At 58.9% G+C, this 17,405-nt stretch carries 18 protein-coding genes and 2 pseudogenes; 7 read left to right on the top strand and 13 right to left on the bottom strand.

The window, feature by feature from the left end; all coding sequences use genetic code 11:
• The first annotated feature begins 1,049 nt into the window (after positions 1-1,049).
• From OKW43_RS40265 to OKW43_RS40255, 3 genes are all read left to right on the top strand, one after another.
• The gene (locus OKW43_RS40265; protein ID WP_429454347.1) at positions 1,050-1,250 is read left to right on the top strand and encodes a hypothetical protein; all 201 of its coding nucleotides are present in this window, start codon (positions 1,050-1,052) and stop codon (positions 1,248-1,250) included.
• Positions 1,240-1,626, top strand: a complete 387-nt coding sequence (locus OKW43_RS40260) for a recombinase family protein (RefSeq protein WP_429454344.1) — start codon at positions 1,240-1,242, stop codon at positions 1,624-1,626. The genes OKW43_RS40265 and OKW43_RS40260 overlap by 11 nt, the downstream gene beginning before the upstream one ends.
• 208 nt (positions 1,627-1,834) lie before the next feature.
• Positions 1,835-2,557 carry an IS6 family transposase gene (locus OKW43_RS40255; RefSeq protein ID WP_429454342.1) on the top strand — a complete coding sequence of 241 codons (723 nt, stop codon included), beginning with the start codon at positions 1,835-1,837 and terminating at the stop codon, positions 2,555-2,557.
• 1,190 nt (positions 2,558-3,747) lie between these two features.
• Here OKW43_RS40255 and istB read toward each other — a convergent pair.
• Positions 3,748-4,536, bottom strand: a complete 789-nt coding sequence (gene istB, locus OKW43_RS40250; RefSeq protein ID WP_408439894.1) for an IS21-like element helper ATPase IstB — start codon at positions 4,534-4,536, stop codon at positions 3,748-3,750.
• 5 nt (positions 4,537-4,541) lie between these two features.
• The gene (gene istA, locus OKW43_RS40245) at positions 4,542-6,062 is read right to left on the bottom strand and encodes an IS21 family transposase (protein ID WP_429453617.1); all 1,521 of its coding nucleotides are present in this window, start codon (positions 6,060-6,062) and stop codon (positions 4,542-4,544) included.
• Between the two features lie 527 nt (positions 6,063-6,589).
• On the opposite strand from istA, the gene OKW43_RS40240 reads away from it, so the two are divergent.
• From OKW43_RS40240 to OKW43_RS40230, 3 genes are all read left to right on the top strand, one after another.
• Positions 6,590-7,186 (top strand): recombinase family protein, encoded by a 597-nt coding sequence (locus tag OKW43_RS40240; protein ID WP_429454340.1) that lies wholly within the window; start codon positions 6,590-6,592, stop codon positions 7,184-7,186.
• Positions 7,183-7,749 (top strand): hypothetical protein, encoded by a 567-nt coding sequence (locus OKW43_RS40235; RefSeq protein ID WP_429454338.1) that lies wholly within the window; start codon positions 7,183-7,185, stop codon positions 7,747-7,749. Before OKW43_RS40240 ends, OKW43_RS40235 begins: the two co-directional genes overlap by 4 nt.
• A 63-nt stretch (positions 7,750-7,812) precedes the next feature.
• Positions 7,813-8,139, top strand: a complete 327-nt coding sequence (locus tag OKW43_RS40230; protein WP_429454784.1) for a hypothetical protein — start codon at positions 7,813-7,815, stop codon at positions 8,137-8,139.
• Positions 8,140-8,342: 203 nt separating this feature from the next.
• Here the strand turns inward: OKW43_RS40230 and OKW43_RS40225 are convergent, their stop codons facing one another.
• The 10 genes and pseudogenes from OKW43_RS40225 to OKW43_RS40180 all read right to left on the bottom strand — a co-directional run bounded on the left by OKW43_RS40225 (position 8,343) and on the right by OKW43_RS40180 (position 15,212).
• The gene (locus OKW43_RS40225; protein ID WP_429454336.1) at positions 8,343-8,633 is read right to left on the bottom strand and encodes a hypothetical protein; all 291 of its coding nucleotides are present in this window, start codon (positions 8,631-8,633) and stop codon (positions 8,343-8,345) included.
• Between the two features lie 380 nt (positions 8,634-9,013).
• Positions 9,014-9,436 carry an ACT domain-containing protein gene (locus tag OKW43_RS40220; RefSeq protein ID WP_429454334.1) on the bottom strand — a complete coding sequence of 141 codons (423 nt, stop codon included), beginning with the start codon at positions 9,434-9,436 and terminating at the stop codon, positions 9,014-9,016.
• A gap of 585 nt (positions 9,437-10,021) precedes the next feature.
• On the bottom strand, positions 10,022-10,825 hold the full coding sequence (locus tag OKW43_RS40215; protein ID WP_429454332.1) for a transglutaminase-like domain-containing protein: 804 nt from the start codon (positions 10,823-10,825) through the stop codon (positions 10,022-10,024).
• Between the two features lie 321 nt (positions 10,826-11,146).
• Positions 11,147-11,383, bottom strand: coding sequence for a hypothetical protein (locus OKW43_RS40210; protein WP_429454330.1), 237 nt, complete (start codon positions 11,381-11,383; stop codon positions 11,147-11,149).
• Between the two features lie 602 nt (positions 11,384-11,985).
• On the bottom strand, positions 11,986-12,618 hold the full coding sequence (locus tag OKW43_RS40205) for a malonic semialdehyde reductase (RefSeq protein ID WP_429454328.1): 633 nt from the start codon (positions 12,616-12,618) through the stop codon (positions 11,986-11,988).
• Between the two features lie 581 nt (positions 12,619-13,199).
• Positions 13,200-13,458: pseudogene (locus OKW43_RS40200) on the bottom strand (hypothetical protein); the annotation flags it as partial.
• 51 nt (positions 13,459-13,509) lie between these two features.
• Entirely contained in the window at positions 13,510-13,716 is a 207-nt protein-coding gene (locus OKW43_RS40195) for a hypothetical protein (RefSeq protein ID WP_429454326.1), read from the bottom strand.
• A 68-nt stretch (positions 13,717-13,784) separates the two neighbouring features.
• Positions 13,785-13,940 carry a hypothetical protein gene (locus OKW43_RS40190; RefSeq protein WP_429454324.1) on the bottom strand — a complete coding sequence of 52 codons (156 nt, stop codon included), beginning with the start codon at positions 13,938-13,940 and terminating at the stop codon, positions 13,785-13,787.
• A gap of 452 nt (positions 13,941-14,392) precedes the next feature.
• Positions 14,393-14,836, bottom strand: coding sequence for a hypothetical protein (locus OKW43_RS40185; protein ID WP_429454322.1), 444 nt, complete (start codon positions 14,834-14,836; stop codon positions 14,393-14,395).
• On the bottom strand, positions 14,811-15,212 hold the full coding sequence (locus OKW43_RS40180; RefSeq protein ID WP_429454320.1) for a type II toxin-antitoxin system HicB family antitoxin: 402 nt from the start codon (positions 15,210-15,212) through the stop codon (positions 14,811-14,813). Before OKW43_RS40180 ends, OKW43_RS40185 begins: the two co-directional genes overlap by 26 nt.
• A 444-nt stretch (positions 15,213-15,656) precedes the next feature.
• Between OKW43_RS40180 and OKW43_RS40175 the strand changes: the two are divergent.
• Positions 15,657-15,962 (top strand): annotated as a pseudogene (locus OKW43_RS40175) (IS6 family transposase); the annotation flags it as partial.
• 260 nt (positions 15,963-16,222) lie between these two features.
• Here the strand turns inward: OKW43_RS40175 and OKW43_RS40170 are convergent.
• Positions 16,223-16,597 (bottom strand): hypothetical protein, encoded by a 375-nt coding sequence (locus OKW43_RS40170; RefSeq protein WP_429454318.1) that lies wholly within the window; start codon positions 16,595-16,597, stop codon positions 16,223-16,225.
• Between the last annotated feature and the right edge of the window lie 808 nt (positions 16,598-17,405).

Here is a 17,405-nt window from a genome sequence, read left to right as displayed (position 1 = left end):
GCTGCTCCCGCCTTGCACCCCGTAGGGTAATGCGTCACGAATCGGTGGATATCCTGGACCGTTAGCTGAGCCAGGTCTATGTGCTTGCGAGCGAAGTGGTGATGCAAGAAATCGCGAACTATTCGGCCGCGCTGATATCGCGTGCACTCGGCGAGACCGCATACGTCTCTGAGGTGTTCTGTGAATCGACAAACCTCATGTCGTAAAGAGTCCGATTCTGACCACAGATACCGAGGGACAGTGCACACTCCCAACACGACCAGCAGATGCCGGAGCGCAGCACTTACGTCTGTGCGACTTCTCGGAATGGGATCGGGGCAGTTGCATCGCCGGAGATGGTCGTTCACGAAGGTGCGGACAAGTCGATCGTCGACGCGAGCTATGCCTATGCGGTGTGTTGTAAGCCAATACGCGAAGTGTGCGACGCACCTCACGTAGCGATTGACAGTGCCGGCGGCGTAGCCGGTCTCAACAAGATATTCGCTGTAGCGCTCTGCGAAGGGAGCAAGGACGCTGTGCCACAACCATGCCTGGGGTTGTGGTCGTAGCGGAACCAGGGCGATCATGATAACTCTCCTGAAATGGATAACTACCCAAACAGGAAAGCACCTCTTTTATGCGCAGTTTGCTGCAACAGACAGATCCCTGCAACGCCCTTCGCACAGGCGCTCGTGACGTTCCATACGCGGTAAACTCCGCATAACTTGCGGCTGCGCATTATTCCTGCCCAACGCAATTTCCCGTTCATTCTGCCCATATCGGGCAGGAAGTCGAGGTTCATTATCGCTGGCATCCGCTGTATGGGCGTCGCGTCAAGGTTAGGGACATCGAGCGTCGCGGCGGAGGTCAAGTCGTCCACGTGGAGACGGACGGGGGCGTAGTAAAGATGATCGCGGCGTGGATGCTCGATGCCGCCATATGTTCAGCTATGGTTCTCGGCGAACCGAGGGTTTCCGTAGCGGCACTGCGTGATCTGTGTCAATTGCTGGCCGATCGGCATTTGCGGGGAAACTCTCCGGACGGTTCCACCAACGTCCGGGAGAAACGCAATGGGCAATCTGCCAAACGTCGTTCCAGCAGGTCAACAATCATCGCGATCGATGCCACAGCAGATGAACCTGACGTTCGACGCGGTCGAGCTTCAGGGGATGAACGCGGTGCAACGGGCGAACGCGCTCAGGTATCTCGCATGCCTGCTGATGCAGACCGCCGGCATCTCGACTGCGAAGGGGCGTGACGATGACGAATGATGATCGTTTGCCCGCAGATCTTCTTAAACGCAAGGCAGTGGTTTATGTCCGGCAGTCCAGCCAGACGCAGGTCCAACTGAACCTCGAGAGCCAGCGCCGGCAGTATGACCTCGTGCAGGAAGCAAAGCGACATGGATTTCGCGACGTTGAAGTGATCGATGACGACCAGGGACGCTCGGCGAGCGGCACGGTTGCGAGGCCGGGCTTCGATCGTCTGGTCGCGTTATTGTGCGCAGGCGATGTCGGCGCAGTGCTTTGCCTGGACGCCTCACGCCTTGCCCGCAATGGACGCGACTGGCATCATCTACTCGAGCTCTGCGGTCTCGTTGAAGCGCGGGTAATCGACCTTGACGGTGTGTACGAGCACACATCTTGATACCCCTGTTCGGCTACCAACTGGGCGGCCGGAACAGGTAACTGTCACTGATCCCGCCCATCCGCTGTATGGCCGCACCTTTGCTGTAGTGGCGCGAGCAAGCTCGGTCGGTGCATCTGGCCAAGTCACCGTCGTTTATCGCGGGGTTTTGTCGCGTTAAGACGGGAGAGGTAGTATTCGAGCCTGACAAATATGCTTTGGCTGGCCGATGAAGAAGACCCAAACACCGCGAAAGACGCTTGCTGCGGGCATCACCCGAGTGCTAAAGCGCCTTCACTATCCGCTCGATGTGATGTTGCTATGCGTGCGGTGGTACGTCGCCTACTCACTGAGTTTGCGTAATCTCGAAGAAATGATGGCCGAGCGCGATATTGAGGTTGATCATTCCACGGTGCATCGTTGGGTGATCAAGTTGGTGCCGCTGTTCGAGAAGACGTTCCGTAAGCACAAGCAGCCGGTAGGCAAGAGCTGGCGGATGGACGAAACGTATATCAAAGTCAAAGGCCAGTGGAAGTACCTCTACCGGGCGGTGGACAAGGCGGGCCAAACCATCGATTTCCTGTTCAGAGCCAAGCGCGACAAGGTGGCAGCGCGGCGCTTCTTTGAAAAGTCGATCGCTCAGAACGGTGTACCCGAGACGGTAACCATCGATAAAAGCGGCTCTAATCTGGCTGCGTTGCACGCGGTGAACGCCGAGCGAGAGACGCCCATCACGATTCGTCAAGTCAAGTACCTGAATAACGTGGTCGAGCAGGACCATCGGGCCATCAAACGCATCACCCGACCGATGCTGGGCTTCAAGGATTTCCACTGCGCGCGCGTCATTCTGAGTGGCGTCGAATTAATGCACATGATCAAGAAAGGGCAGATGAAATGTCGGGGCGAGACTCCGCTGTCTCCCGCACAGCAGTTCTACTCGCTCATTTCATAAGCAATCCTCCGCATATCACCGCTGCTTGACCCGTTGACCTTACTGCGACAGAGCCACCGAGGTAAAGCAGTTTCAGGATGTAGTTGAAAATCGCGTGCGCGGTCAGTTTGGATGCCGGTCCCCGGCTTCCTGCTGTAAGGTGCGGCAAGACAAATTGCTCGAACTGTTCGAGGCTTAATTCCGTTGCCATTGCTGGCTTTGCGCCATTATCGACCGCCAAAGATCGGGAATTCTAGCGTATCCGGCCGGAAATCGGCGAAAGTCATACTCACAAAGGACTTCAGGCAAATTTAGCAGCCTTGAGAAACCCGCAACCAGTTGTGGAATTCGGTTTGCGGCCAGCATCGCAAGGCCAACGATTGGAGGATGCCATGTCCGGTGCGGTGTACCGGCTGTCGCGGGACGATCTATACGTGCTGGTTCAAGCGATGGCGAATCGCTTTGAGGGACCCACCATCGACTGCTACGTGGGCGAAATGTCCAGCGACATCTACGCCCTCATTCCTCATATAGATCGGATATCTCGCACGGACCCGAGGTCCGCAGCCGCCGTGAGCCTTGCGAGGTCGCTACTCGTCCTCGGACGGCCGAGGGAAGCATTGTTCAAGTTACAGGCGGTTCTTGCTGGCGCTGCTCCGGCTACAGTGCCAATATGAATGGTCTAACTGTAAGGGGGACGCTATGCAAACGCATTTCCCGGAGACGGTGGGCCAGTTGGCCGAGTGTTGGACCGTTTTGATAAATGAAACCAGCCGAGAATCACCGGGCCACTATCCCGATACCCTGTGCAGGGAGGTTATGCACCTGATCCGGCATACGGAACGCGTAATTGAGTCCGATGTTTCTGAACAGGACCAGGACCTTATCGCTGATTCATCCAGGTTAGCGGAGAAAGGAGACCTTAAGGCCGCGCTATTCAAGCTTCATGAAGTGATCAGCGCGCGTATGATTGAGTAGCGGAATGTGGAGTAACGGCGGCTGAGAATTCAGTAGCAGCAAGGGCTGGCCTTATCGGGCTGGCCCTTTTCTTTTTGGGAGTTCGTAAGGCGGACCAGTTTGCAAAGGTGGAGGCCGCACAGCGTAACCTAGCGCTCCACGCGCAGCGTGTCACGGATCGGCGTAAAGGCGCCGGGGATGATCGCCGTAATGGCGCCAGTTGGAAGTGGTGTCAAACGCGGATTCGAACGGCCTCAAGAATGCGGTTTTTTACTGGATTTTGCAACGGCGTTCTCGCCGTTTTCAGGCATGGGTTTAGGCTTGCGGAAGCTCTCTCCCTCGATGACGATGCGGTAGGCACCGTGGCGTAGCCGGTCGAGTGTCGCGGCACCGAGAACCCGGTTGTCGGGGAAGGCATCACCCCATTCGCTGAGATCGAGATTGGATGTCAGGATGGTAGCCGCCCGCTCATACCTGGCCGCCACCAGGTCGTGGAAGTCTTCGTCGTGAGGTGCGCGCAGGGGTTTGAGCGCGAAGTCGTCAACGATCAGCAGCGGCACGCGCACGAACTGCTGGAACTTGCGCTCGTAGAGGCCCGTGGCGCGGGCTGCATGCAGTTTCCTGATCAGATCGGTTTGCGTGACGAACAGCACGTCGCGCCCCTGACGCGCAGCGCAGTGGCCCAGCGCCTGGGCAATGTGGGACTTGCCGACGCCTGTTTGACCGACCATCAGGATTGCCACCTTCTCGTCGATGTAACGACCGGTGGCGAGATCGTGGATGTGTGCGCGGTTGAGCTTCGGCAGCCGGTCGAAGTTGAAGGTCTCCAGTGTTTTGCCTAGCCCGAAGCCGGCACGCACGAGACGCGCGCCGAGCTTCTTCTGGTCGCGCCGCGCGACTTCATCATGCAGGAGCATGGCGAGGAATTCGGTGTAGGCGAGCTGTCCGTCGATCGCCTGGCGGTTACGCTGCTCAAGCGAGTCGAGTACGCCGGATAGGCGCAGTTGTTTGAGGATCGTATTCAGTTCGGGACTCGGATTCATGGTGTTCAATGCAGAAGAAGGGAATGGAGGTCACGACCGAAGCGGCCGCCGTTCAGATAGGTGTCAGCAGGCGCCGCCGACGTTTGTGCCGCTGCGGGCTGGCTGTCCAGTCCCTTGTCGAGGATGGTCTTGACAGTGCGGTACTTCGGGCTTGCGAATGCAAGCGCACGCTCGCACGCGGCGTCCAGTCGCTGATCGCCGAACTTCTCGCGCATACGGACGATGCCCTGCGCGCCACGCAGGTTCACCAGCACCGTGTCGTTGAACATCGCGAGAACCAGGGCGTGACAGGATGGCCCGATCTCCTTCGCACGAGCCAGGCACCACTGCGGATCGTGCTCGAGCCACGCCTGCGCCGCCGGCGGCTGGTGGTCACGCACCGTGTGACGATCACCGGGCTTGCGCAGTCGCGGATGGGTTGCAATGAGTTCGTGCTGATGGAACAGCTGTACGACCGTATCGGTAGATTTGAGCCAGAGGCTCTTGCCGACCAGCGTGAACGGCACGGAGTACAGCGCCTTCTTGTAGACGATGTGTCCGTCCGTATGCACCTTGACTTCGCTCCATACAGCCAGCACCGGCGCAACGTCAGGCAGCGTCGTGAGCAGCGGCTTCTCGATGGCAAAGCGCGCCAGCGGTTGCTCGCGTGTCGTGCCGTGTTCGCGCGTGCTGGCCTGTTGCATGATCCATTCGCGCAACTGCCGGTTGGCATCGGTCAGGTCGCGGAACGTGCGCAGCGGCACAAAGGATTTCTTGACATACTTGACGCCCGACTCAACGATTCCCTTCTTCTGCGGGTCGTGCGGCGGACATGCGTCGATCCGGAAGCCGTATCCCTCAGCGAGCGCGGCGTACGAACGCTGGACCTCCGGACTGTACATGCAGGCTTTGGTGATCGCGCACTTCGCGTTGTCGATGATGACGCGACCCGGGCATCCGCCGAACCACTCGAAGGCGCGACGGTGACAGGCCAGCCATGTTTCGACAGTCTGGTCGAGCACGAGCTCGACATATTGATGCCGCGACCAGCAGAGGGTCATGACGAAGAACCACGTCTTGATCTGCGCGCCCGATTCATGTGCCAGTACCGGCCCGGCGCCGAAGTCAATCTGCGCGCCCTCCGCTGGCGCAAACTCAAGGATCGTTGTGGCCGGTACGCCGCGTTCGGCCCTCAGGCCCAGCAGGATACGGCGCACCGCCGAGTAGCTACCTGTGTAGCCATGGTTGCGCTTCAGCGCGTGGTGAATCGTCGTGCCCTGCACGCCGGCGTCAAACCAGTCACGGATCTGCTCACGAAACGGCTCGAGCGTGGACACGCACGTGCTCGGCAAATGTGGAGTGCGGCCAAACACGCCGGCAATGACGGTATCGTCAGGCAACGGCTGCCCGGGAATCAGCCAGCCGCGCTCGTCGGCCATACGACGAACAGCGGTCAACTTCTTGCGACCCATCAGGCCGCTACGCCCAATGTCGCGATCAGAATCGCCTTGCCGCATGCGGACAAGGACTTGACGGTACTCAAACAATTCGAACCTCCGGTTGGTCATGGACACTCCGTTCAGAAAGAACGGAGCGTACCCATCTGGAAAGTTCGAATCGCGTTCAACACCCGGCGCCGGTGGCGCCTATGCGCCGATCATCGACTGGCTCCTTTACGCCGGTCATGGACTGGCGCCTATGCGCCGATCATCTGGTGGCGCCAATACGCCGATCCCGGAATGGCTCCATAACGCCGGTCAGTGACACAGCGCCCGAGCGAGCCAGTCTGCTCCTATAACACTATGGATTTGATGAGGCCGATGGCGAAGCAACTGACCTTCCTCGTTGATGAACGGCTGTTTCTCTCCGGTAGCCGACGTCCCAACCTCTTGGCAGGTCTGTAAGCGACTGACTCTTATTGGCCGACCCCGGTCTTACGGCGCTGTACTAAAACGACCGATTGCGGACAGGCCATTTCAACACTGTACGAAAAATAGTATTTACACAAAAAGTACAGGCACTATGATTCGTACATAGGTTCAGTACATATCAGGTCGAATCAGCAGCAATCAAAATGTCGCGCACTTTCATCTATGCCCGCGTCAGCACAGAAGGCCAAACGACCGAAAACCAGCTTCGCGAGATCCAGGCGGCCGGCTTCGCGATCGAGGAAGACAAGCGCAAACAGCGCATCGTCAGCGAGTGCATCAGCGGTAGCGTTGCAGCCGATCAGCGGGCGGGCTTCGCGAAGCTACTGGACCGTCTCGAATCGGGCGACGTGCTGATCGTCACTAAGCTGGACCGCCTAGGCCGCAATGCGATGGACGTGCGCGCCACGGTCGACCGGCTTTCGGAAATGGGCGTACGGGTTCATTGCCTGGCCCTTGGCGGGGTCGACCTGACGAGCGCAGCCGGCCGCATGACGATGGGTGTGCTGAACGCCGTTGCAGAGTTTGAGCGCGACCTGCTGATCGAGCGGACACAGTCCGGCCTGGCTCGCGCAAAGGCAGAGGGTAAGGTTTTGGGCCGCAAGCCGGCGCTTACCCCTGAGCAGCAGCAGGAAGCCCGCCAGCGGCTCGCACAGGGCGCGTCAGTGTCCGAGCTGGCCCGCGACTTCAAAACGACGCGTCAGACCATCATGCGTGTCCGTGCAGCGGGAGAGGCAGCATGATCTTGGATTACGAAGATCTGTTGCATTTTCTGTTTGAGGCGCCTTTGTGGGAGTCTCTAGCGCGGGCGGAGGAGGGGGACGATGAAGCTGGCCGCGACGCATTAGGCGCACTCTCATTCCTTCTATCGACGAAAAACGTTCACCCGATGACCGGCGAAGCCCTGCCAGTTCCGGCCTATGCCCGCGACTATTTGTCGAAAGCTTTAGCCCGGATGGCTGCGGGCGTCGATCCAAAGAAGGCGCTGCACCTCGTCAGTGGCAGAAAGGGACGCAACTCCGATACGTACAGTCGCAAGATCCTTGCTGCATCGATCGTTGAATATCTGCGCCAGAAGGGCAAAGACGCGGCAGGCAATCTTGGTCCGATCGACAAGGCATGCGCCGAGGCAGAGGAAGTAATTGCCGCCATCGTCAGGCACCACGAACACGACCACTTTTGGGGGCCGTGGGAAGCCTTCAGAACGAAGAAGGCCTGTAGCGCCGACTCCATCCGCCATTACTACACCGAAGACCGGCAGGTGATCAAAGCTATCGAGCGATCGAGGCGCGAGCTGCCCGGCTGAATCGTTTGCGCGAAAGGCTACACGCTCGTCCTCGCCACGCCGACACTCAACTGCGAGCACAGCGTGGCCAGCGCTCCGGACGCGTTCATCGTCCACGTGCCCAGCCAGGTGATTACCGGTGTGCCGGCTAGCGTGCCGCGTGCGCTGCTGCCCGAGTTCATCGCCGACCTGATCCGGCCGCGCTCGCCGCGGATCGGCAAGATCCGCAACCTGCGGGTGCTGCAGGCGTCCGCGCGATGTGCGGACCGAATGTCACTGATCGACCCACTCCGGCCAGTCAGTCCCCTCCAAAGCAGCCGTTCAACGTTTGACATGAGTCGCGTGCGTCGGGCTGTCCGCGACTCGCCGCTCGATGAAGAAGAAAACAGTTTGCCCGCTCCGCTTTTCTGAATAGTACGGACGTGGGTCCGTTGAATGCTTTTCAGGCGGGCATGAGAGCCAGAAGTGCCGCATTGTGACGAGCCCGGAGGATCTGCAAAAGGCAGGTCTGGACGAACCCGTCAAGACGTGGGCGTGAGGAGTGGACGGTGAGGCCGGTTGCGTACGTCCCAATCCGCCCGCTGAACTCACGCGTTGCCAGTCGCAAGGCAAAGTTACATCAGGTGAATGAGGACTGATCCCTCCGATATCTCCGGCGCGCCCACGCCCGTGCTTCCGGCGTTTTTCGCAATCCAGTCCTTCGCCTTCTGCACGCTTTCGTCAATGCCTGTCTTGTCCTGGCAAACAGTCACCGAGAATCCGCCATCGTCGCTGCGTGCGAGGGTGTAGCCGACAAAGCCTTTAACCGAACGCATCAGTTCTTCGACTTCAGCCGTGCGCTTCTCCAGCAGATCGAACAACTCCTTTGCACCCTTTCCGGAAAATCTCCTTATAACAGTTTGCATGATTGCATCCTCCTGTTTGACCAGCGAGACGAGCATGCCGCACGAACAATGTGTGCAGCGTGTAACTGCTCTCCCCGACAGCGTGTAGTGCGTGGAAGTAATTGAGAAGGCCGCGCACCTGACTTCCGCGACCCATACAAAGTGTAGTAACTGTACCGTCGTAGTAAACCTGAGAAGCGGTGCAAAATCCTGGTGCCTTCAGCCAACGTCCTCAATTGGCCGGACTGAGACTCAGCCGCTCGCGCTCGCGTGTACGCACGGCCGCTCAGTCTGTCGAGTCGAGGTCGCAACAGACGTTCTCCGGCAGCCGTGTCAGAAAGGGCGACCAGTTGCCTCGCCAGGAAGGAAGCCAGGCGAGTTCGCAGTCCGGCACGGGCGCTTCAGGCCCTCTGTAGAATGTCTATCGCTTTTTCCGCATCGTCCAACGAGTCGACCGCGAGATAAGCAATGAACTGCGTGCCAAGTACAGCGGCCGACACGCCGCGGAGGTTGATCCCTCCGTCTGCCAGCATCTGGGTCAATTGCGCGATGATCCCCAGTTCGTCCAGACCCATTACACGGACGGAGTGAAGGCTCGGGGTGACGCTGAACCCCACCTGTGTAGCGGCACGGATCTCCGTGTCCCCTTGCAGCGGTGCGACAAAGACGATTCCCTTGCCCGATGCTTCCGGCGTGCGACGTGCAACGACGAACTGCAGGTCTGCCCCAGCATCCCGCAAGGCGCTCAATACTTTCGCAAGGCCGCCCGGCTTGTCCTCGATGGTCGCTGCCCAAACATCGACACGTTCAACGCTCAGTTCCATGGCGATACCTCCCGCCTGACATACCTCAATAAAAAAATCTACTTCGCCAACGGCACGCGAGCAAGGCCGGCACCGTAAGCGGCACACGGGAATGCCGGGAATCCCCGGGCCGGCACCGCCGAATTTAATGTTATGCAACGCCGACAATATGTGCCCACGATACCACCCGTTTCGGTTTGTCGTCATGCGACGCTTCTTCCGGCAAGCTGCCGATCTCGTCGACACGCGCGCCGGCGGAACTGACGACTGCGCGCGCCAACCCACGCCATTCATCTATCGACACAACTCTTCGATTTACTTGCAGACCGACGAGGTCAAACGGGCTCACCAGATGAGTCAGGCGTTCGGCGCACGCGATAGGCACGCACCGTCCAACTGTCTCAGACGACCCACAACGGGCGTTCGACTTTCTCCAAAGCGGCCGCTGGGAGAGACCTCAATGCGTTGGCCATCCTCACGCCGTCGGCCACGAAGGCCCAGCGCTGCTCAATGCACCGTTTGGGTTCGAATCGGCGACATTGCCACGCGACCGCATCTTATCCGTACACTTCCGCGTCGGCTCAGCGTTGGCGGATTCTAGCTCGGTCATTCCTGGTCGCAGTGCACCTCGAAGTGCGTTAGCACGGCGGGCCCGAATGCATTGCTGATTGCGACATCGGCGGCGTCGCGACCGTATGCCATCAAAACGCGCCCAATGCGCGGCGCGTTGTTTCGCGGATCGAAGGTCTGCCAGCTACCACCCACATAGGCTTCGAACCACCCCGCGAAATCCATCGGCGATGCAACGGGCGGCAAGCCCACATCGCTGATATAGCCGGTGCAGTAGCGCGCCGGGATATTCATCGCCCGGCATAGCGTGACGCCCAGATGTGCGAAATCGCGGCAGACGCCTTTGCGTTCGCGGTACGCATACCACGCGGTTTTGGTCGGCCGCGCATGCCCGTAATCAAATTCGATGTGTCGGTGCACGAAGTCGCAGATTGCCAGAACAGTCTCGCGGCCCGGCGTGCACCGGCCGAAAATCTGCCACGCGATTTCGACCAGCAGGTCGGTTTCGCAATAGCGGCTGCCCAATAGGAAAATCAGCGTATCGTCGGGCAACTGCTCGACCGGATGGCCCCAACCGTCGATGGGACGCGTTTCCATAGTACTTGACACATTCAGCAGCGCTGTCGTGCGCAATCCCACACGCCCGACGGGCGCGACGATTCGGCTGCACAGGTTGCCGAACAAATCGCGATACTGCCTTATCGGCACCGGCGGATCGGTAACGAGCAGATCCGCCACGGCAATATCCTTCGCATGCGAAAAATGCGTGTTCAGCATCAGCATCATCGGCGTAGGCTGTGGGCACTCGTACGACAGTTCGTATCCGACGCGAAGCTTCATGAATCCTCCCTGATTCGGCTCATTCCGGGCGGCGTTGGGCCTGGCATTTCGAAGGCGCGTTGCCGGAGACAGCCACAAGATGATTCCACGATGCCGAGCTTCACGCTCGCATTCCAAAACAATCGCCTGCTGTCTTACCTGAGCGGCACCGCGGTATGTTGGAATGAACGCCGTCTTCCCGGTCGGAAAATTGGGTTCTCACCAGAGTCCAATGCCGTCCGCGGGCAATCGTCAACTATTTAGACCGTACCGTCGAACGTTGCTAGTGGCCGTACCCTGTACGATCACTGAGTGTATCGAGCCGGGGAAACAAAGATGGAATCAGTCGACTGGGCCGAGTAACACGTCGATTGCGGCTTGACCGGCGATTTCGGCTACCAGGTAGGCCCATCGTTCAGTAAAAGGGCCGTTGCGCAGCGGTATGCGGCCTCCCCGCGCGCCAAGCACTTCGAGGTTTGTGGCGCCGTGTATCTGAAAAGTCACGTCAAACGTGTCCTCAGCAGCCGGAGTCAATTCGACGTGAATCTCGAAGCCGCGATACGCGATCATTCGGTGCATGAAAGCCTCCCTTCCATCATCGGAGACTAACATGAGACAACATTGGACCGCTTGCACAGCTATTGGGCCAGGTGGCACGCATGCGCCACCACGCGACCTTCAAAAGTCTGCTTACCGGAGCGTTTAGGACCGCAATTACCAATTTGGTGAAGTGCGCCCCGATTGTTGGTGATCCAGACGGATGTGCCGAACGCCCGCAAGTGGCCGGTCACTGCCTCATGCAATCGGCATACGCAGCCTGAACCTCGCAAGGCAACGATCGGCAGCACGCGACCCGTTGCTGCCGTTCGCGCCCGCTGAAAGTAGACACTCTCGGCTGTCGCCGCGCGGCTGATATGTTTCCGAAACGGGGTATTTTGCCTTAGCGGATGTTCGCCCTCGCAGACGCCAGCAATGCTCTATTGCGGCTTTGTTAAAGCGCCCGGACCGGTAGCCGTGCGCCCGCGCAACCGTTACGTGCGCGGGGAGATTCGCATGACGCCGACCTCATGGTTTTCCTAAGGCAATAGCGCGTGCATCGTCGATGCGCGCGTATGACCGGTCGCGCAGAAAGTGCAACATCACCGGCGACCGGACCCTACCAAGTTGATTTCAGACGGCGTTCACAGCAATTTGCATGCCTCATCGAAATCCAGGCGTGGGCTGCGGGGAAACAACTTCTCTGGCTCGCCGTAGCCGAGATTACAAAGGAAGTTGGTCTTGATGTGACTGTCGGGGAAATACTCCTGCTGGAATGCCCCTTGCGTTGCGTCCGCAGGGAAGAACTCATGGTCGATCTTGGCATGGTCGAAACCGGACATCGGCCCGCAGTCCAATCCGAGAGCGCGCGCGGCGAGCATGAAATACGCTCCCTGCAGCGAACTGTTGCGCCGTGCCGTAACTTCGGCTAGTTCCGGCGTGTCGGCGAACCAGGCTCGCGCATCCGCATGAGGAAACAATTTGGGTAACTTGTCGTAAAACTTGCCGTCATACGCGATGATGGCGGTCACCGGTGCACTCATCGTCTTCTCGATATTACCCGGCGCCAAGGCTGGCAGCAGCCGTTGCTTCGCTTCGGGGGTGCGCAGGAACAGGATACGCGCCGGAGAACAGTTGGCGCTGGTCGCCCCCCATTTCATGAGGTCGTAGAGTTCGCGCAACACGTCGTCGCTGACCGGGATGGGTCGCCAATTGTTGTGGGTGCGTGCCTTGCGGAACAGCAAATCCATGCCTTCATCACTCAATCGCTCGCTCATGCTTGTCTCCCATAGACAACGGAATCACAAGATTCTGTAGAGGACTGCTGACGCGGTCAAAAGCAAGGGGAAGTCACGTCAGTGTGGGCTTCCTCAGGTCGACGTCGCAGTAAAGACAGTATAGAGAGTCGATGCCCCAAAATAATCTTGTCTAGGTTCGTGACGTCAGCGCCGGCGTCAGGGTGAGGGCCTCGGGGCGAAAGTGCCATTGACTGACCGTTTTTAGCTGTGACCTGCGACCGACCGGTCGTGGCCGGGTGCTGCCTCATGCAACGGCATGCGCAGCCTTAACCTCGCAAGGCCGCGATCGGCGGCACGCCACCTATTGTGTTGAATACTCGCGGCGCGTCGATTTCGAACTACTGATAAAAAAAGCGACCTCTCAGATCGGGGTCATCGTACTTTCCGCGTGAAGTGTGGCGGTCATCGCCCGCAGAGCCGCTTGCAGCAAGACTCTGCGGTCCCATGCCTCCTACGCTATTGGAGGATTTGCAAGTTCCTGACCGGTAAGGACTTTTCCGACCAAACCACCAGAAATTGCACGCAAAGTACGATTGCCCCATCTCGCATTGGCGCCGCGGTCAAAGGGCCTTCAAATCCGGCAACAAGCGGTCAAATTCATGCTTCACCACGGCATAGCATTCGCAGACATGCTGTTCGAGACCTGGCCGGTAGAGCACATGTCTGCGTTATCTGCGTAATTAGCGTCAGTGTGCGGTGAAGCAGCGGGCGTTGCACTGGGCCACCGCGGTTGAATTCTTTCTTCAGGACTTGCGCACTGAACCGATATGCACGCCCGGCGCTTTGCACGATTGTGCGACTCGGTGTGGTTTCGCCGCCCGGTGCGAATGCATTACGCCGTCCGCACCGCCGCAGATTGACAATGCCACATCATTCTCTCCCCACGCCGTTGATTCCGCTTCCACTTCGCCAAACCTGCTTGCCCCGTTCGGAGAGGTCGCCACAACTATGTTCCGCGTCAGCCTGTGTCCCCTCTATTGCCATCTCGCCGCCAGCCTGTTCCTGTGCCTTCTGTTTCTGCTTGTGCCGTGCTGCCACGGCTTCATCGTGCGACCTGCCTGCGTAATTCTGGGTCATTTCTCGAACTCCTTCATGTGACAGTCTTTGCGGCTAGACGGTCCGTCCCGCGCGTTTCATTTCCGGGGCTACGATCCCAATTGCTTGCGCAGCCTGTCCAATACATGGTGTTCATCGAGCCAGCGGATTTCCCGCTTTCGCAGAAGACTGCGCCTATACCGACGCAGCGACACGCCGAACATCAGCACCAGCGCGACCGCGATGCCCCACATTGCGTACGTCATATCATCCTTTTCTATCTGTTCCCGTTTTACAGCAGGCGATGACGCGGTCGAGAAATGGCGCTCGCGTACCCCAGCGCTCCCAGGAACCATGTGCGATTCGGTGCTTATGGCGCATCCAGTCGCGGATCGGATGCATGTCCAGCCAACGGGGAACCGGCTGGTCCTTGTGCTCACGCTTGTAGCGTGCCGCTGTAACTATCGCGACGCATAGCAGCACCGCGCATCGACTGGGTCATGGCAGCCTCCTTTGAGGTCAGAACCATGCCTACATTTTAGGTAACCGGAGAAATAGCAGCAGCCATACTCGCTGCTCCTCAATTCGGATGAGCCTCTTTCCCGGGCTGCATGCGGTAGTCCAGGCGCGACGCCTGATCACAGTTTGCCAATCCAAAGTATTCCGCGTCCCGACAATAGAAGACCGGCGCTTCGCCGGTCTCTCCAATGCCACCATGTCAATGCGCGGCAGCGCTCCGCTTAACGAGCACCGACCTTCCCAATTGCATAGGGGAACCTGCCGTTCCTGGCCACTTCCTTGCGCTTTTCACCCACCGTTTTGGTGTTATGTCCAGAACGTCACCAACGTCTTCCACCTTGCCTTCTGGCGCGACGGGCATGCCATCATCTGTCGCACTCTCCGCCGCCTCTCTCTGTTCCCTGTTTTCTGCTGCTTTTTTCACATTCATCTGGTCACCAATCATGCTGTACTCCCTCGCTGAGGCAGACAGTTTCGCCACCTCTATTCCCGCCACCTCTAAAGTTGAGACGAAGCGGCACATCTCACGTTCGGATTCAATCTGTAACGTTCGTCGCGGCGCGACGAACGCCCAGCGCCTACGCGTCCTGTCCATAAACTGAACGGCAAGACGATTGCTAGCCTTGTTGCTTCTCCAGTTCATGAATAACTGCCAGTGTGATGAATGCAGAGCGCGTCATGTGGCGCTCTTTTGCCCCTGTATCGACTTGCTGCAGAAGGCTCTCAAGGAGGCTGAGTTGAACACTCACGGCTTTCGAGGTAACCCGCGTCAGATTGATGTCGACAAATACCCAGATTCCGCTGCCGTCGTCCATGTCGAGCGCATGCAATTCCGATGTATTGCAGGTAGGGGCCGGTATGAGCTGCTCGCTGCGGTCGTACATCACTTCCACAGCCGCCTGGGCATTGTGCGTCAGTTCGTCAAACGAATCGCCACAAGCATCGGCAGTGGGGAAATCGGGGAAGCTGGCGCGAAAGCCAGTATCGCCATTCCGGTGGACATACAGCGGATATTGCATGACCTGCTCCGTGGAGCGGAGCGCCGACAGACGCTCGCTGTGCAACGCCATGCTGGGGGTGTTTGTTGCACGACCGACAGCTGACTAAGTCTGCACGCATGCTTCATTAGACACTTCATGCGCGAATACGCAACGATTTTCTCGTGTCATGCAAACGCCCCATCACGGAAAGGGCAAAGCTGTGTATGCACAGGGTGATCTGTTCAGATGACGCGTCGTGTTCTGACTGGATCTCTGGCCGCTCTGGCCCGTCGTGGCGCGCGATGAAAGACAGCACACGCGGAGCGTGCAGGGCGCTCACTGCGACGTACCACGCTCCCGGAGTTTGCGTCTACCAAGCCGGGCCAAGGATTACGTCGATAGTGGCCTGGCCTGGACAGCGTCAAGCAGGAAGTCCGGTCGTGTTTACCGACAAACATCACGACCGGACGAAACCATTGTCGCCCCCCAGCGAAGGCCGAAATACCCGAGCTCGCCACCGTCAAACACGTCTTCGTCGAGGCCAGTGCCCGGATAAACAACCGGGCCGAAAATAGTCATCAGCCCACGCGTGAACGCGAGCGGCGCATGCGAGGCTTCCGCGATCCCGATCGCACTCAAACTTTCCTGTCGAGCTTCGGCCTGATCCGGCAACACTTCGCGATCAAACGACATCTGCTTCGTGCTTCGCTCTATCAAAAGCAGCTCGCCGCGCGCTTTGAGGCATGGCATCGCTATACTGGACTCACCCAAGATCCGTCCGCGTTTTGAGCAAGGGCGAATCCTATCCGCCATCTTGGCGTCGACCTTTTAACTTGACAGCGCCGTTTTTAGGAATGTCAGGCGCGGATCTCATCGTAGCGCAGGGAGCGATCCCTACAACGACGCCGAATAGATTAATGCAAGCCAACAACGACATCGAAAATCAGGGTTGCAAAAATGGGGGTGACCATAGATTTTCTGAAGCGACCCCTGATATGTCCGAGGCGTGTCCGGCCCCCCGAACTGTGCTGGCGCGGAGTCAGGCCGAGCTAGGCACCGAACTGCCAGCCATTGCCGAAGATCTTCGCGTCGGGAACGGTCGCAGCGAGCGCGCTGGAGGTCACCGGACCGACGCCGAGCAGTTCGCCGGCGCGTCTTGCGATGTCACTGCTTCTGGCGTGAGTGGCGATCTGCTGGTCAGAGCGGGCAAGCCGCAAGTTCAGCGCCGCCAGTTGTTCACGCACCTCCAGCAGCATGGCGCGCACCGGAGCAGGCAGTCTGGCGTCTTCGATCAGTGTGGGCGAGGCGCCGAGAAACCGGTCTGCAGAGCGCGCGACCACCACCCCGAATTCGGCCAGCAGCCCGCGCGTGCGGTTAAGCAGTGCCGTGCGTTCCTCGCGCCAGCCGCAGGTACGCGGTGCCACGCCAGGATCGCCTGCTGCTCGACGGACTTGATCGCCACAAGGCGCATGGTCGGCTGTCGGGCCGCAACGGCGATCGCTTCGGCATCCGCTGCATCGTTCTTGCCACTCAGCCTGAACGGCTTGACGAATTCGGCCGGAATTAGCCAGGCCGAGTGACCACGCGCGGCAAACCAGCGTCCCCAGTGATGGGACGAACCGCACGCCTCCATCGCGACGCGGCAGGGAGAGAGACGGTCCCCCACGGATCCTTTATTCATAGGGCTGACAGGCACTTTCCTCAACTCTACCCGCCAAACCACCCAGCAAAATACGGAGTCAGTGCTTGTGGTGTATCCAACCCATGTGATGTACATCGAGCCACTGAGTCATAGTCTCTTCCGGATGCGCGCGCATGTAACGCCGCGCAAACACGAACGCGATGGCCAGCAGGACCGCCAACCCCACTACAAAGCTAATCATTGACTGAGTCATGGCAGCCTCCCTCCTAGGTCGCGACCATGGTTACATGGCAGGCGATGCGCTCACCGAAAGCGGCGCTCGGGCCTGCGCCTCATTTCTGGAATAGCCGCTTCACTTGTGGTGCAGCCAGTCCCGAATGGGATGTGTGTCCAGCCAGCGGAGTTGCTGATTTCTGTGATGTTCGTGCCTATAGTGTTCCGCCACCAATATTGCAGCCACGATCATCGCGACAGCCCCAACCCACAGTCCAATCATTGCCACAGCCATGGCAGCCTCCTTACCAGGTCACGACACCATACTCATATTCTAGGCGACGCACTCCCGGGCTCGATGCTGCATTGTGCGATCA

Source organism: Paraburkholderia sp. WC7.3g, assembly GCF_050436345.1.
In the GTDB taxonomy this organism is placed as follows: domain Bacteria; phylum Pseudomonadota; class Gammaproteobacteria; order Burkholderiales; family Burkholderiaceae; genus Paraburkholderia; species Paraburkholderia podalyriae.
Note: the sequence above shows the minus strand (reverse complement) of the source record. Positions and strands in the feature narration are given on the sequence as shown.

Excerpts from the sequence above, each read along its gene's own strand:
- OKW43_RS40265 (WP_429454347.1), top strand. The coding sequence starts at position 1,050 with ATGGGCAATCTGCCAAACGTCGTTCCAGCAGGTCAACAATCATCGCGA.
- OKW43_RS40260 (WP_429454344.1), top strand. The coding sequence starts at position 1,240 with ATGACGAATGATGATCGTTTGCCCGCAGATCTTCTTAAACGCAAGGCA.
- OKW43_RS40255 (WP_429454342.1), top strand. The coding sequence starts at position 1,835 with ATGAAGAAGACCCAAACACCGCGAAAGACGCTTGCTGCGGGCATCACC.
- istB (WP_408439894.1), bottom strand. The coding sequence starts at position 4,536 with ATGAATCCGAGTCCCGAACTGAATACGATCCTCAAACAACTGCGCCTA.
- OKW43_RS40240 (WP_429454340.1), top strand. The coding sequence starts at position 6,590 with ATGTCGCGCACTTTCATCTATGCCCGCGTCAGCACAGAAGGCCAAACG.
- OKW43_RS40235 (WP_429454338.1), top strand. The coding sequence starts at position 7,183 with ATGATCTTGGATTACGAAGATCTGTTGCATTTTCTGTTTGAGGCGCCT.
- OKW43_RS40225 (WP_429454336.1), bottom strand. The coding sequence starts at position 8,633 with ATGCAAACTGTTATAAGGAGATTTTCCGGAAAGGGTGCAAAGGAGTTG.
- OKW43_RS40220 (WP_429454334.1), bottom strand. The coding sequence starts at position 9,436 with ATGGAACTGAGCGTTGAACGTGTCGATGTTTGGGCAGCGACCATCGAG.
- OKW43_RS40215 (WP_429454332.1), bottom strand. The coding sequence starts at position 10,825 with ATGAAGCTTCGCGTCGGATACGAACTGTCGTACGAGTGCCCACAGCCT.
- OKW43_RS40210 (WP_429454330.1), bottom strand. The coding sequence starts at position 11,383 with ATGCACCGAATGATCGCGTATCGCGGCTTCGAGATTCACGTCGAATTG.
- OKW43_RS40205 (WP_429454328.1), bottom strand. The coding sequence starts at position 12,618 with ATGAGCGAGCGATTGAGTGATGAAGGCATGGATTTGCTGTTCCGCAAG.
- OKW43_RS40195 (WP_429454326.1), bottom strand. The coding sequence starts at position 13,716 with ATGACCCAGAATTACGCAGGCAGGTCGCACGATGAAGCCGTGGCAGCA.
- OKW43_RS40190 (WP_429454324.1), bottom strand. The coding sequence starts at position 13,940 with ATGACGTACGCAATGTGGGGCATCGCGGTCGCGCTGGTGCTGATGTTC.
- OKW43_RS40185 (WP_429454322.1), bottom strand. The coding sequence starts at position 14,836 with ATGAACTGGAGAAGCAACAAGGCTAGCAATCGTCTTGCCGTTCAGTTT.
- OKW43_RS40180 (WP_429454320.1), bottom strand. The coding sequence starts at position 15,212 with ATGCAATATCCGCTGTATGTCCACCGGAATGGCGATACTGGCTTTCGC.